We start from the raw sequence: 15,168 nt of genomic DNA on the forward strand, positions 1-15,168 counted from the left end.
AAGAGCATAAACTTACCTTTTGAGTAAGGCAAGGTACATTAGCGGCGTTTCTATGACTAAAATCAACGATTAATAACCAATTGATTGCTCGGTATGTGTAGAAACAACTTGACTATTGGCGCCGCGGTTCTATAATCATCGCTGCTTTAAGGTAAGATCTAGATTAATGTTCCACTCGATGTGTTTTCACTTCGTCCTGTTTCAATAATTCATAGCAGCACTTTCAGCGCCACAGTCCCGATTAGGGACGTTTTAAAATTTATATTGAATAGGATAATATTATGTCTACATCTACTGGTACAGTAAAATGGTTTAACGAAGCTAAAGGTTTTGGTTTCATCGAGCAAGAAAACGGCCCAGACGTTTTCGCTCATTTCCGTAACATCGTTGGTGACGGTTTCAAAACTTTGACTGAAGGTCAAAAAGTTGAGTTCCTAGTAACTGAAGGCCAAAAAGGTCCTCAAGCTGAGAACATCAAACCATTATAATTGGTTGTCAAATCATCTAAATCATCTAAATTATCGATTCATTCGATAGTATAAAATGATTGAAGATACTAAAAAGATAAGGCGTTATGTCTTATCTTTTTTTTGCTTTGAATTTAATACCAATTGCATTAAATATTTGCCCACGTGTACTTGTTAAAATTAACTAAAATGGCGTTGCTCTCAATCCTAATAGCCAGCTATTAGTCAATCGAGCGCCTTGTTTTAGCTTATTTTCTCTACGCACAACAAGATCACTTACTTAATGCAATTGGTATAATCAAATATTAATAAAAATAACTTTACACGCCTCGTTAAATCTCTACAATCCCCCACAAATTTGCACCATCAAAACAAGTCAGTATTTGCTCTTTTCGTTCAAAGACTTGTCACGATGTGTTAAGCAAGCGTACAGTGGTATTTAAATTATAAATTCAGCAAGTTTTTGAATTTGATTTAATACGCAATTTTCTTATTAATGACTTTAACATTTGGATTAAAACCTTGACCTCATCACCGTTTGCGCAGCGCAGAAAATTTATTATTAACTTGGGCAAAGCTTTGCACAAGTTTGGCACGCCTGCGTATCGCCTTGAAGCGCATTTGCTCAATGTGACCGCCATATTAGGGATGGGGGGCTCTTTTATTGTCACTCCTACATCGTTAACGTTTGCGCTCTGGCAACTTGGTGAGCATGACCAGCAACAATTATATGTAGTACGGGTAAAACCAGGCGATCTTGATTTAGGCTCATTGGCACGGACTGATGAGTTAGTTGATGAATTAGCGAGTGGCGAACGCGGCCTTGTTGAAGCCATCGATCGTTTAGAAGATATTCAAAATAAGCCGGAACCATATTCACATCCAATATCATTTTTAGCGTTTGGTATTTCAGGTGGCGCTTTTGCCATGCTCATGGCAACCAGTTGGAACGACGTTATTTGGTCGTTTATTATGAGTTTGGTGGTTTATCTATTTGTCTATTGGGCGTCGATATCTAAAGGGGTGAGCAAAATGCTTGAGCCTTTAGTGTCGCTTGTGTCGGCTTTTTGTGTTGCAGGGCTCATGCATTACGATCCCCATATTAATAAATCACTGGTTGTATTATCTAGTATTATTGCTTTCATACCTGGCCTCGCTTTAACGCTGGGTTTGCGTGAGCTTGCAGCGCGAGATTTAATGTCTGGTACCGCACGGATCATGGACGCCATTATGCTGTTGTTCAAACTCTATTTTGGCGCTGTTTTAGGTTTTGCTATAGGTACTATGGTATGGGGAGATGCGGAGTTTGTGCAACCAGAACAAGTTCAAACTTGGACTGCGTGGATTGCCGTACTATTATTGGGTAGTAGCTTAGTGGTGATGTTTAAGATCAGGCTCAAAGATTCGCCATGGGGGATATTATCAGGATTTATCGCATTTGGCATGAGTTCATTGGCATCAAATTACTTTGACGTGGCACTTGGCGCCTTCTTTGGTGCATTTTGTGTGGGTATTTATAGTAACTTGTATTCGCGGATCTTTAACGCACCAGCAATTTTAGTGTCATTACAGGGACTCGTAATTTTGGTCCCAGGCAGTAAAGTCTATATTGGTTTAAATACGGTTGTGTCAGGCCAGCAAATTTTGGCTGTGGATTCGATTGGCACACAATCGTTTTTAATCTTTATGTCGCTGGTGGCGGGGTTAATATTCTCAAGTGTGGTACTCAGACCATCCCGCTCATTGTAAATCAATAATAAGCCAGCGTAACTGCTGGCTTTTTTATTGCCGTTATTTATCTTTCTGATTAAACGAGCTCGGTAGCACATCAACACCGACGGCTTTGGCTAACTTGATGATAATAGGGATGGTGATTGGTGCAAAGGGCAGTACCGCAAAAACGCCAAGTCCTAATCCCTTTAATAAATCAAAAAACTGCGCGTGAGCAACGGCTAAATCTTTTTTGTCGGCTTGGCCTTTAATACCTTTGCCATAGATTTGCAGCATCTCTTTGGTTTCTTCTTTTTCTTGGGCTAGTGCGATTTTTAAATCAAGCATCGAGCGACGAAAGTTATTACGCATTCGTCGACTTTGAATACGAGAAACACGAATGGGCGCGCGGTGGATCTTTTTAAGGTGTTTCATGCTATCCCAATGCTGTTTCTGATAATTACCGCAACTAGGTGGTAAGATCTTTAATTAATATTTTTGAATTACGCTGATAGTTATACAGTACTTGTTTCTCAACAGGCAATTGGTCAATAGTCACAGGATTAAAGCCCCGTTCTCTAAACCAATGAATTGAACTCGTTGTTAAAACAAACAGCTGCGTTAACCCTAATTTTCGTGCCTGTGTACTAATTGCTTTGACGATAGCGTCACCACGAGAGGCCTTACGATACTCGGGATGTGTCGCAACACAAGCCATTTCGCCAATTTTGTTATCTTTTGCTGGATATAACGCCGCACATCCGATGACTAATCCGTCGCGCATTACAATGGAGAACTTATCAATTTCCATTTCTAATTGTTCACGGGAACGCTTCACCAATAGTCCTTGTTCTTCCAAGGGCTTGATCAAATCCATGATGCCGCCAATGTCATCGATTGTCGCTTGGCGCAGCTGCTCTGAGCTTGCCATGACAATTTGCGTACCTATACCGTCGCGAGAAAATAGCTCTTGGAGCAGTGCGCCGTCAAGTTGATAACTCACTAGGTGACTACGAGCAACTTCCGCATTACATGCTGCGATTGCCGCACGTAGATAGGTTGCAGTGCCACTGAGTACTCGGCCTTGTGCTTCGAGTTTTGTTAATCGCTCTGATGCTTGGTCAGGAAGCAGCTCTGGGATCACTTCGCCATCGTCTGTAAGCACACCGCGCTCCGATGCAAACCCTATCATTTTGTCAGCGCCAAGTTTGATGGATAACTGCGTTGCTATTTCTTCGGCGCTTAGATTAAAACTCTCACCAGTTGCGGAATAACCAATGATACTGACTAAAACAATTGCTCGTTGATCCAGTTGTCGTTTTATACCTTGGGTGTCGATACGTCTTACTTTACCGCTAAAGAGATAATCGACGCCATCAACAATCCCAATAGGCTGCGCAGTAACAAAATTGCCACTCACAACATTAATATTCGCACCTTGCATTGGCGTATTGATGAGCCCCATTGACAACTGGGCATTGATTTCAAACTGTAGTTGACCAACAATCTGTTTTATTTGGGAAAACCCTGAATCACAAGTAATTCTCGTTTGTTTATGAAAACGGCTTTCGATGCCTTGCTCTGACAATCGCGCTTCAATTTGCGGGCGAGCGCCATAAACGACAACCACTTTTATGCCAAGTGAATTGAGCAGCGATATATCATTGACGATATTGTAAAAGTTGTCATGGGCGATACATTCCCCACCTAACATGATGACAAATGTTTTGCCGCGGTGAGCATTGACATAAGGTGCTGACTGGCGAAACCAGTTAACTAAATCAGTAGAACGTTCTTGCAAGCTGAAATCCTAAGCGTTAAATATTCAAGACTATAAAGTTTGTTTAAACCGTAGCAAAAAATCTTGCAATAAACGAGTGCTTTGTTCGCTATATTGCTGATGACTGTCATATACCGTCAACGTGCTGTGGACAGAGGATTGAATGGTTTCATTGACACTTAGCGATGACACTAATTCGATAACTGCAACTTTGGCTGTGCCACCCTTGGTCGTAACAAGGTCTATTTGCTTGCTGATAACTAAATCAATCGACTGCGCGATATCGTCTATGGCATGCAGGGAATGGATAGGCAATAACAGCGCAATCACACCGTTGGGCGTTAGTAGTGATTTTGCCTGTTCTAATAATTGACGATAGCTCAGTGTATCGGTATGACGCGCTGTATTACGTACTTTATCGTCATTTTTAAGGTGGTTATCGAAAAATGGTGGGTTTGAGATGATAAGGTCGAACGGCTCCTGTGCGGTGAAATGATTGATATCGCAATTAATCACGTCAATACAGTCATGCCAAGGCGACTGAGCAACGTTATAGGCAGCTTCTTGACTACTGGTTTCAATTAATTCGACCGTGGTGACGTGACGCGCGCCGCGCTGTGCAGCCATCAGACATAATAGCCCGGTACCGCCACCGATATCTAATACACGGGCTACATTATTAACAGGCACTAAGGCGCCGAAGATCAGACTATCAGTGCATACTTTCATGGCATTGTCCCGTTGACGCACGGAGAACTGCTGTAATTTAAATGTCGACATTATGCTTCTTTAACTGTTTTATCCAATAACGATTTGGATTGAGTTGATCTAGGAGTTGCTGGGAAACTGGCATTGGTTCTTGGGTAAGCTGGCAACTGAGTATCTCGCTTAACATTGGCGCTGAGCAAAGCCCGCGAGAGCCTAGACCACCTAACATAAATAATTGCTGATGAACTGGTGCGTTCGGGTATTTATGAGCTGGCTTTCCTTTGGGTAAATCACTATAAGTTGATTTAGTTTGCAGGTAGTCAGGTACGGCGCCCACCATTGGCAAATTATCTTTTACACTGCCTCTCACACCCACTTTTCCGCCATTAATTGTGCTCAGGTTATTAATCCTTAAACTGGGTACATCACTGTTTAGTTTATCGACGTTTTGCTTATGCTCGATATCATTGACGGCATAGTCACTGACGTCACGATTAAAACTCGCGCCTAAGCAGTGTTGGCCATTTTTACTGGGCGTCATGTAACCTTGATAACACAGCACCATGTTTAAAGACCCACTTTGCTTTGATTCTGAAACGTGGCTAACCTGACCGGCGGTGGCATACAACGGCAAATGTTCACACTGAGTAAGGTTCATCATTTCATGACCGGATGCAATAACGACGGTGGTTGCCTGATGAATCCCATCTTGTAGGGCAAGCAGCCATTGATGGCCAGCAAAAACCATTGAAGACACCTGTCTATTGAACCTGACAATTACTGACGCTCGTGCTTGCGCTTTTGCAAGTAGTGACTTTGTTAGCTGTTTAGGGGAGATCCAACCGCCCGTCGAGTAATAGAGCGCATTGTCGGCGATCTCGACGCCGCTTAGTTGACTAGCCGTTGCTGAATCAATTGCGCGGACCAGTTCTTGTGGAAAAATATCGCTATCGATGACCTTTTTATGGGCCGTTGACGTTTTATCATCACTGTCTAATGACAATACGCCGCACAAGTCACCAACAGATGAATCGTCATTGATTAGAGCGCGATATTGATTCTTGGCATAGTGAAAACCATGGCTGTAGCATTGAGACAAGAAATCGTGTTGGCTATTTAAGAGTGGATAAAATCCGCCTTGTAGATTTCCTGACGCGCCGATAGCAAGTTCATCATCCTGACAGATGATTTCACTGTCGATCCCTCGTTGTGCCAGCGCATAGGCGAGGGAAGTGCTGGCCACGCCACCGCCTATGATAGTCACGCGCTGAGTTTCGGATGAGAGTGCAGGACGGTGATACCAAGGGTTGTGGCTTGTATATGGCGTGCTGCGATTAAATAATGCCGTTATCATTTCTCGCTTTTTACCAAAGCCTTTCGCTTTTTTGATGGTAAAACCTGCGTGTTGCAAGCCCCGTCTAACGTCCCCTGCAGCGGTAAAGGTCGCTAGCGATGCATTGTCTTTAGAGAGCTTCGCCATATTGTTGTATAGCTCTTGATTCCACATTTCGGGGTTTTTACTCGGTGCGAAACCATCTAAAAACCAAGAATCAACGAGTCCATTTGGTGGCACAGATAATTGGGTAATGGTGTCTTTGATATCACCGAACCACAAATCTAAAATAACCGTGCTATCGTCATCTGGCGTCATTGAAAAAGGAAGGCGATGACAACCCGCCATGGCCACAGGGTATTGGCTTTGTAATAGTCGCGCTTGTGTTGCTAAAGTCGGCCAACGGTCGTGAGCTTTAACAAGATCGTTTTCAGATAATGGATATTTCTCAAAACTGATGAAGTAAAGACGTTTAAGAGGGTGCGCAGGATTCTCGGTTCTAAAGCGCGCAAAATGTTGCCAAGTCACCAAAAAATTCAAGCCACTGCCAAATCCAGTCTCACCGACAACATAGAATGCACTTGTGCAATCTTGCCAACGCTGCAGTAAATAGTTATTCTCAATGAATACATAGGTGGTTTCATCGAGGCCATCTGCCGTATTGAAGTAGATATCGTCAAACTCAACGGAAGTTGGCTCTCCGTTCTCATTCCAGCTCAAATTCGCTGCTGAAATAGTATGTTTTTTCTGTTTAAACAAATGTTTAATACTCGTGTCGCATAATATCATATAGTATATCACCTTATTTAGACTAATTCGTCATGAAAGCTGACCACTAAGCTAATAGAAACTTATTACAATGCGGGCAGTTTATGAAACAACAGGATTTAAAATGAAACGTGCCGTCATCACAGGTTTAGGCGTAGTATCAAGTATTGGTAATAACGCAGAAGAAGTAACTCAAGCATTGCGCGAAGGGCGCAGTGGTATTAGCTACTCAGAGCAATTTAAAGAAGTTGGCTTACGTAGTCAGGTATGGGGCAATATTGATTTAGATCCTAGCGAGCATATCGACCGTAAAGCAATGCGCTTTATGGGTAACGCTGCGGCATACGCATACGTAGCCATGCAACAAGCTATTGATGATTCAAAACTAACCCCTGAGATGGTATCAAATGTTCGTACTGGTCTATTAGCTGGTAGTGGTGGTGCATCTTCATCTGATCAAGTGATTAGCGCTGACAAATTACGTGACAAAGGCGTTAAACGTGTTGGTCCTTACCTAGTGCCTAAGATCATGTCGAGCACAACCTCTGCAACATTAGCAACACCGTTTAAAATCAAAGGTGTTAACTACTCAATCAGTTCAGCGTGTGCAACATCAGCACATTGTATTGGTCACGCACTGGAGCAAATTCAACTTGGTAAACAAGATATTGTATTTGCAGGTGGCGGCGAAGAAGTTGATTGGACGCTAGCAATGGGCTTTGATGCGATGGGCGCGTTGTCTACGAAATACAATGAAACACCAGAAAAAGCATCACGTACTTATGATGCTAACCGCGACGGTTTTGTCATCTCTGGCGGTGGCGGTATGGTTGTTGTTGAAGAACTAGAGCACGCATTAGCGCGTGGCGCACACATCTACGCAGAAATCGTAGGTTACGGTGCGACATCTGATGGTTACGACATGGTTGCACCTTCAGGCGAAGGCGCTGTACGTTGTATGCAACAAGCGATGGCAACAACAACCGGTGACATCGAGTACATCAACACACATGGAACATCAACGCCAGTAGGTGATGTAAAAGAGTTAGGCGCAATCAAAGAGCTATTTGGTGAAAAACTGCCGGCATTTGGTTCAACTAAATCATTAACGGGTCACGCATTAGGAGCGGCGGGTGTTCACGAAGCGATTTACTCACTATTAATGATGGAAAATGATTTCATTGCCCCATCAATTAACGTTGAAGAAGTTGATGAAGCTGCTGCTGGTTTACCTGTCGTAACAGAGCTGCAAGAGAAGAAGTTAACGACACTTATGTCAAACAGTTTCGGTTTTGGCGGTACTAACGCAACACTAGTTTTTCAAAAGTTTGAAAAATAATTAGTATTTTCTAGTTTCGCTTTACTAAACATTTGAAAGCCATCGAACGAGAGTTCGGTGGCTTTTTTGTTTTTGGTAATTTTCTGTTCGCTAAATGAACAGGGACTGCTAGAGTGTGACCTAACGTATGAATTACACAAATTTATTCGCTTTAATGTGGTGATAATTCTACGTTAATATATTGTCAGAAAAGGGAAAAGATAGTCAGCTTTTCTTTCTAATTTAATAATTTTTTCGACTGTTTTATAGGGCTTTATCAGCAGCCTGTGGAGTGAAATCATGGATTACATCAATTACCATTATGAAGAGTTATTAAAGTTGCTCGTCATCATTTCTTCAAAACCAGCACTTCAATTAGAAGCTCATGGCATTGGTAACGCCGAAGAAGAAATGGCCATCGACCTAGATTTTCATTTTAATGAGTTTAAAACTCAGTTGTTGGAGCAGGGGCTTTTAACAGCAACTGAAGCTGACGCTATCGCAGAGATTGATAGTTTTTTTGAAGCACGAAATTGTGAGTCGTATGAGTCTTTCTGGTGCGAGTTAGAAACCCATACCGATTGGAATACCGTGCGCGAAATGGCCGCTAATGTGCTAGCTCAAATGGGTAAAGGTGATCTATCTATTAAGGTGACCGTTGTCAATGAAACAAGTTGGTTCAGTCAAAATGTCACTAGTCAACAGATTACGGTAGAGCTCGAATATTTTGAGGGGCGTTTAGATAGCGTCATTGATATTTAGAAAATTAAGCCTGACACAGATTATTGAACGCCCTCCTTTTATTGGCTAAAATGAACTCCTTACCTTGATACCAATTGCATTAAATATTTGCCCTCTTGTACTTGTTAAAATTAACTAAAATGGCGTTGCTCTCAATCCTAATAGCCAGCTATTAGTCAATCGAGCGCCTTGTTTTAGCTGATTTTCTCTACGCACAACAAGATCACTTACTTAATGCAATTGGTATGAGTTTAAATTACAGATCTTTGTTGTTGATTTAGGTTTTTAAAATTAAGTGGTTACTGCTACAATCAGCGCCTATTTTTATCCTATCTGAGTCTATTGATGATCAACGTATTAGCCGACGAAAATATGCCTTATGTTGCCGAATTGTTTGGTGACTTTTCAACCATTACTTTTAAAGCGGGACGCGAGATTGTTGCTGATGATCTTATCGACGTGGATGTGCTGCTGGTGCGTTCGATAACCAAGGTTAATGACGCTTTACTTGAGAAGGCGAATAAGCTGAGCTTTGTGGGCTCGGCGACTATCGGTCTTGACCATATTGACGGTGGTGCATTAGACGCGCGCCACATCACTTGGACCAATGCCCCTGGCTGCAATGCCATTGGCGTAGCGCAATATGTATTGAGCTCGTTATTGATATTAGCGACTCGACAATCTTTTGATCTAAAAAGTAAAACAGTGGCAATCGTTGGCGCTGGTAACATTGGTAAAGAACTATCAAAAATTTTTAACGCATTGTCTATTAATCATTTTTACTGTGATCCACCACTTAAAGACGCTGGTGCGCAAGGTGACTATCGGGATATGAGCGAGGTAATGAATGCAGATATCATTTCACTACATGTTCCGATGACAAAAGATGGTGATTATCCAACCTATCATTTGTTTGATGAAACACGCTTAGGCCAGCTAAACGATAACGCTATTTTAATTAATAGTTGTCGTGGTGATGTTGTTGATAACAATGCGTTAGACACAATACTGAGCAGCGGCAAGCAATTAACGACAGTCATGGATGTGTGGCAACATGAGCCAGAAATTAACGGATCATTACTCGACAAAGTTGATATCGGCTCATCCCATATCGCAGGGTATTCGTTTGAAGGTAAAGCGCGGGGCACTTACATGCTTTATCAACGATGGTGTGAAGCCAATGGTTATGTGCCGGATAGATTGCTCACGTCTTTGTTACCGCAAGCAAATGTTAGCAACGTTGCATTGTCTCATCCGTTAAAGATGGACGATATTAAGCAACTTGTTACTCTAGTTTATGACGTGCGAGATGACGATGAACTTGTCCGTCAGCACGGTTTAACGGCTAAAGGCTTTGATAATTTACGAAAACAGTATAAAGTGCGCCGCGAATTTAGCGCAATTACAGTGCAAGCAACTAATGAGACCGACGCAAATTTGTTGCGTAATATCGGTTTTAACAGTGTAACGATTTAATATGGAGCAAAGAATGTCAGAGCAATTTAATGTAGGTGTAGTTGGTGCAAATGGCGCTGTTGGTAAAGCGATCATTGAAACATTAGCTGATAGAGACTTTGCAATCGATACGTTACAGCCAATAGATGTTGATGTAAAAGACGACGATAGTGCATTATTTAATGGTAAATCTATCAGTGTTAAAGAAGCCAAAGACGTTGACTGGTCAAGTTTACACATTGTCTTTTTCTGTCATAGCGACGAAGTATCTCTAAAGTTCGCGCCGATTGCCGCCGAGTCAGGCGCTGCGATTATCGATAGCACTAATGCATTTATACAGCGTCCTGAAATTCCAATGATCATTCCGCACATTAATGGCAACGCGATTGGTGATTTCCGCAATGCAAATATTCTGGTAAGCCCAGCGCCAAGTGTGGTTCAGTTGTGGACAGTGTTAAAACCAATTTATGATCAAGTTGGCATTACGCGAATCAATGTAATGAGTCATCATTCAGTGTCAAGCGCGGGTGATTTGGGGATTAACGAACTGGCTCGACAATGTGGCAAGTTACTCAACGGTTTGGCGGTTGAAGACAATCCGTTTTCATCACAGCTAGCGTTCAATATTTTACCGACAGTTGGAAAAACATTGGATGAAGGTGAAACAGACATCGAAGCGATGTTACGTGACCAAAGTGTCAAATTACTCGGTGATGCTGGCATTGCAATTAATTCGACTGCAGTCATGACCCCAGTATTTTACGGATTGGGACAGAGTGTTAATGTTGAGCTAGGGCAACCAATAGATGTAGACCAAATTCGAGAATGGTTGATGCAGGAAGCGCATGTTGAAATAGACGGTGAGTATATTCCGACTCAAATTGATGATGTCACAGGTAGTGATATGGTTCATGTGGGGCGTTTACGAGAAGATACTTCACATCCCCATGCTGTAAACCTTTGGAGTGTTAGTGATAACGTTAAGACTTCTGGTGCACTAAACTGTGTTAAAATTGCGGAAATGTTAGTCCGTGACTTCTATTAATTAGATTTTCTTTACAAACATAACGAGCCGTTTTATGCATGTCATAAAACGGCTTTTTTGTATCTAATTACCGACCGCTGGTCAGTTGATGGTGGTTTGGCTTAAAAATTGCAGTTTGGTTTTTATGCTAATACTAGCTAGCAATTTGACACTTTTAGAAAACTAAACCGAAATTTTTTTAATTATTATGACCAAATGTCATTAAGCTCTTGGCTTAAGAATTTTTACTGATAATATAACGTCATAATATTCAGATAAAAATTTACGCCTTAGTGCTTTTATGCATGGGTATTGCCGGTGATTTATTACTAGGCAATATGTTGTTTGATATTATGACAACATAAAATAATTATAAAAATCGGTTGGTTAGCACACCAATTAACAAGGGACCAAGATGGACTTTATAAATCGTTTAATGAGTACTTGTATATCGACTTGTATCGTTTTTACATTATTGGCATTGAGTGATGTTAACGCTCAACCAATTGAATTGGTCGGCCCTAATAATAAAGTGGCTGGTAAAAATCAAGCGGCAACTTATGGCCCTGTAAAACCTACTGATACGTTATGGCGCATAGCATTCAATAATCGTCCTGATCCCAAACTATCTGTTGACCAAGTTCTCATTGCTATCTTTATGGCCAATCCTCAGGCGTTTAAGAACAATGACATCCATTCGATTATTGATGGAAGCACAATAACCATTCCTTCGCAATCTGATATAGCCACCATTACTGATGCCACTGCCAAACTGCGCATAGCCAATAATGACCAGCTAAAAACTAATCAACCTGTTGTGCGACAAGCGACACCTACTGTGGTGACAAAGCCTGTCGAAGTCATTCCTGAGCCAGTTGAAACACTCAGAGACACGACTAACTCAACGCAAGAAGAACTTGGTAAACCTGCTGATGACATTCAGATGAATGAAGCGGTGGACGATTCAGTTGAGAAAGTCATGCCACAGGCAGTGGAAAACCCTGGATTGTCTGAACAATTGGCACTCGCCATGACAGATATGCAGTTGCTTATTAAAGAAAACCAAGCGCTCAAAGCACAAATTAGAGCCCTGGATGACAAATTGGCAGAAATGCAAACGCAAGAAGCGCTCGATTTACAAGCGCATGATGAATTGGCTGAATTAAAAGCTGAACTGGAAGATATCCAACTCGCTAAAGATATGGAGCACGATTCGATCTTTAATAATGGTTGGGTCATCGGTACGATCATGAGCCTTTTATCAACAGGGATTATGGCAGGTATATTCATTTGGTTATTGCGTCGACATAAACCTGCGCCGCAGCCTGAAGAACCAGCCGAAGATGCTGGTATTCCAGACCTAGAAACTGACGATAATCTACTCACTGAAGATTTAGATGATGATTTGTTGATCAGCGATGACGACGATGATCTGTTACAAATTAGTGATATAGATGATTTGGCGGACCTTGATGATGATTTATTTTCATCAGAAGGCGATGATGACCTAGTGCCATCTGACTTAGACGAGATCCAATTAGATGATAGTTCTGAGTTACTCGATGAACTATCTGAACCAGCAGATGATGGGATCCTAGCGCAAGATGATCTAGAGGCGTTGTTAGCACAAGCAGATGAGCTTGAAGAAGAAGCGCAGGGCGAACCAAAGTTGTCAGATGAAATTGTTAGTACAGATGATATTGACGCATTACTCGCTCAAGCTGATGAATTAGAGCCATCTGACGTTGATGATGTCACTAGCGAAGATGACATAGATGCGTTATTAGAACAAGCAAACGGTGCTGTTCCAGAGGATGACATAGATGCATTACTTGAAAGCGCGAACGAAACAGTTGACGCTGATGATATTGATGCGCTACTTGATGGTGCTAACGAAACCGTAGATGCTGACGATATTGATGCGCTACTTGATGGTGCGAACGAAACCGTAGACGCTGACGATATTGACGCGTTACTCGATGGTGCGAACGAAGCAGTAGACGCTGACGATATTGACGCGCTACTCGATGGTGCGAACGAAGCAGTAGACGCTGACGATATTGATGCGCTACTTGATGGTGCGAACGAAACCGTAGACGCTGACGATATTGACGCGTTACTCGATGGTGCGAACGAAGCAGTAGACGCTGACGATATTGACGCGTTACTCGATGGTGCGAACGAAGCAGTAGACGCTGACGATATTGACGCGCTACTCGATGGTGCGAACGAAGCAGTAGACGCTGACGATATTGACGCGTTACTTGATGGTGCGAACGAAACAGTAGATGCTGATGATATTGATGCGCTACTTGATGGTGAAAACGAAACAGTAGACGCTGATGATATTGATGCGCTACTTGCTGAAACCGATACGTTAGTTGAAGAAGATGCCATTGAACCAGCGGCAGAAGTAGCAGTTGATGATATCGATGCGCTCCTTGCTGAAACCGATAAGTTAGTTGAAGAAGATGCCATTGAACCAGCGGCAGACGTTGCAGTTGATGACATCGATGCGCTCCTTGCTGAAACCGATACGTTAGTTGAAGAAGATGCCATTGAACCAGCGGCAGAAGTTGCAGTGGACGATATCGATGCGCTCCTTGCTGAAACTGATACGTTAGTTGAAGAAGATGCCATTGAACCAGCGGCAGACGTTGCAGTGGACGATATTGATGCGCTCCTTGCTGAAACTGATACGTTAGTTGAAGAAGATGCCATTGAATCAGCAGCAGACGTTGCAGCTGACGATATTGATGCGCTACTTGCAGAAACCGACACTATAGTTGAAGAAGATGCCATTGAATCAGCAGCAGACGTTGCAGCTGACGATATTGATGCGCTACTTGCAGAAACTGACACATTAGTTGAAGAAGATGCTATTGGACCAGCGGCAGAAGTAGCAGTAGATGATATCGATGACTTGCTGAGTGACATGGATTCGCTGCTCAATGAGCCTGATGCTCAACCGCCGCTAAGTGCATTAGAGCAACTTTCACAATTGGATCAGGTTGAGCAACCTTATCTAATGACCCAAGACGCAATTGATGAAACCGATATTGCAGAGAGTTTAGCAGAAATTTCTGATGAGCCAGCAGTGCCCCAGACTGAACTTTCACAAGCTATAGAGCCTTTGGAGTCAGTTGAACAACCGATATCTGATATTCAAAATACCGACACGGGCGTTCCATCTGAATTAGCACCTAGTCAAGAAGCACAACATTTAGTTGATGCGCTTGATAACATGCTTGTCGATTCAGATATATCGTCAGGTGAGCCAGCCGCACAGGAACTTGATGAATTCATCAATCCCCAAGCTATCGCCCTGGATGATAACGACCTTACGCAAAGTATGGCAGAATTCGACGAGGATTCGGTTATTGAGCCTATTGCTGATTCATCATCAAAGCCACAAGCAAATGATGCGATGGTTGATGAATTAGATGCATTTATGCAGAGTGAATCAGAAAACGCTGAAATTAACCTTATTGATGCCGAAGCAGAACTCAATGAACAGTTACCGAAATTTGAGCAAGAAAACAGCTTTATAGATATTGATAAGCTGCTAGATGAGTCAGCGATGAATGAACAAGACTCTGAACCCTATCAAAATGTAGACTTGGACATTGGATTGGATGAATTTCCTGAAATGCTGCCAGAAGCTGATGGCATCGATGTTGATGACGATCCAAATGGCGCGTCAAAAAAGCTGGATCTGGCAAGAGCTTATCTTGAAATCGATGATGAAGATAGTGCGCGAGATATGCTTGAGCAAGTTAAGCAAACAGGTGATAGTGCTCAAGTAAAAGAAGTTGAAAAACTAATGAAGCGCTTAAAATAATATTAATGGCATAAATTTTCTTT

11 protein-coding genes are annotated in these 15,168 nt (G+C 42.3%); 7 read left to right on the plus strand and 4 right to left on the minus strand.

All coding sequences use genetic code 11. The features are described 5' to 3' along the window. The first annotated feature begins 281 nt into the window (after positions 1–281). Positions 282–488 (plus strand): cold-shock protein, encoded by a 207-nt coding sequence (locus ACMAZF_RS08880; RefSeq protein ID WP_435276996.1) that lies wholly within the window; start codon positions 282–284, stop codon positions 486–488. A 501-nt stretch (positions 489–989) separates the two neighbouring features. Further along, a complete protein-coding gene (locus ACMAZF_RS08885; RefSeq protein WP_435276997.1) occupies positions 990–2,216 on the plus strand; it encodes a threonine/serine ThrE exporter family protein in 1,227 nt (408 codons plus the stop codon). Positions 2,217–2,258: 42 nt separating this feature from the next. Here the strand turns inward: ACMAZF_RS08885 and ACMAZF_RS08890 are convergent, their stop codons facing one another. From ACMAZF_RS08890 to mnmC, 4 genes are read right to left on the minus strand one after another with little or no spacing between them, the layout of a single operon-like run. Further along, entirely contained in the window at positions 2,259–2,612 is a 354-nt protein-coding gene (locus tag ACMAZF_RS08890) for a hypothetical protein (protein WP_435276998.1), read from the minus strand. A 34-nt stretch (positions 2,613–2,646) separates the two neighbouring features. Further along, the gene (argA, locus tag ACMAZF_RS08895; RefSeq protein WP_435276999.1) at positions 2,647–3,978 is read right to left on the minus strand and encodes an amino-acid N-acetyltransferase; all 1,332 of its coding nucleotides are present in this window, start codon (positions 3,976–3,978) and stop codon (positions 2,647–2,649) included. 30 nt (positions 3,979–4,008) lie between these two features. Then, entirely contained in the window at positions 4,009–4,737 is a 729-nt protein-coding gene (locus tag ACMAZF_RS08900; RefSeq protein WP_435277000.1) for a tRNA1(Val) (adenine(37)-N6)-methyltransferase, read from the minus strand. Beyond that, a complete protein-coding gene (gene mnmC / locus ACMAZF_RS08905; RefSeq protein WP_435277001.1) occupies positions 4,724–6,787 on the minus strand; it encodes a bifunctional tRNA (5-methylaminomethyl-2-thiouridine)(34)-methyltransferase MnmD/FAD-dependent 5-carboxymethylaminomethyl-2-thiouridine(34) oxidoreductase MnmC in 2,064 nt (687 codons plus the stop codon). Before mnmC ends, ACMAZF_RS08900 begins: the two co-directional genes overlap by 14 nt. 103 nt (positions 6,788–6,890) lie before the next feature. On the opposite strand from mnmC, the gene fabB reads away from it, so the two are divergent. From fabB to ACMAZF_RS08930, 5 genes are all read left to right on the plus strand, one after another. Continuing rightward, positions 6,891–8,105: a beta-ketoacyl-ACP synthase I gene (gene fabB, locus ACMAZF_RS08910; RefSeq protein WP_435277002.1), complete on the plus strand. Its 1,215-nt coding sequence runs from the start codon at positions 6,891–6,893 to the stop codon at positions 8,103–8,105. A 279-nt stretch (positions 8,106–8,384) separates the two neighbouring features. After that, entirely contained in the window at positions 8,385–8,846 is a 462-nt protein-coding gene (locus tag ACMAZF_RS08915) for a hypothetical protein (protein ID WP_435277003.1), read from the plus strand. 324 nt (positions 8,847–9,170) lie between these two features. Beyond that, entirely contained in the window at positions 9,171–10,301 is a 1,131-nt protein-coding gene (locus ACMAZF_RS08920; protein ID WP_435277004.1) for a 4-phosphoerythronate dehydrogenase, read from the plus strand. Between the two features lie 13 nt (positions 10,302–10,314). Further along, positions 10,315–11,325, plus strand: coding sequence for an aspartate-semialdehyde dehydrogenase (locus ACMAZF_RS08925; protein ID WP_435277005.1), 1,011 nt, complete (start codon positions 10,315–10,317; stop codon positions 11,323–11,325). Between the two features lie 394 nt (positions 11,326–11,719). After that, complete coding sequence (locus ACMAZF_RS08930; RefSeq protein ID WP_435277006.1) at positions 11,720–15,145, plus strand: FimV/HubP family polar landmark protein; 3,426 nt, start codon at positions 11,720–11,722, stop codon at positions 15,143–15,145. Positions 15,146–15,168 lie beyond the last annotated feature (23 nt).

Origin of the sequence: Psychrobium sp. nBUS_13 (assembly GCF_051201665.1) — a bacterium.
Lineage (GTDB): Bacteria > Pseudomonadota > Gammaproteobacteria > Enterobacterales > Psychrobiaceae > Psychrobium.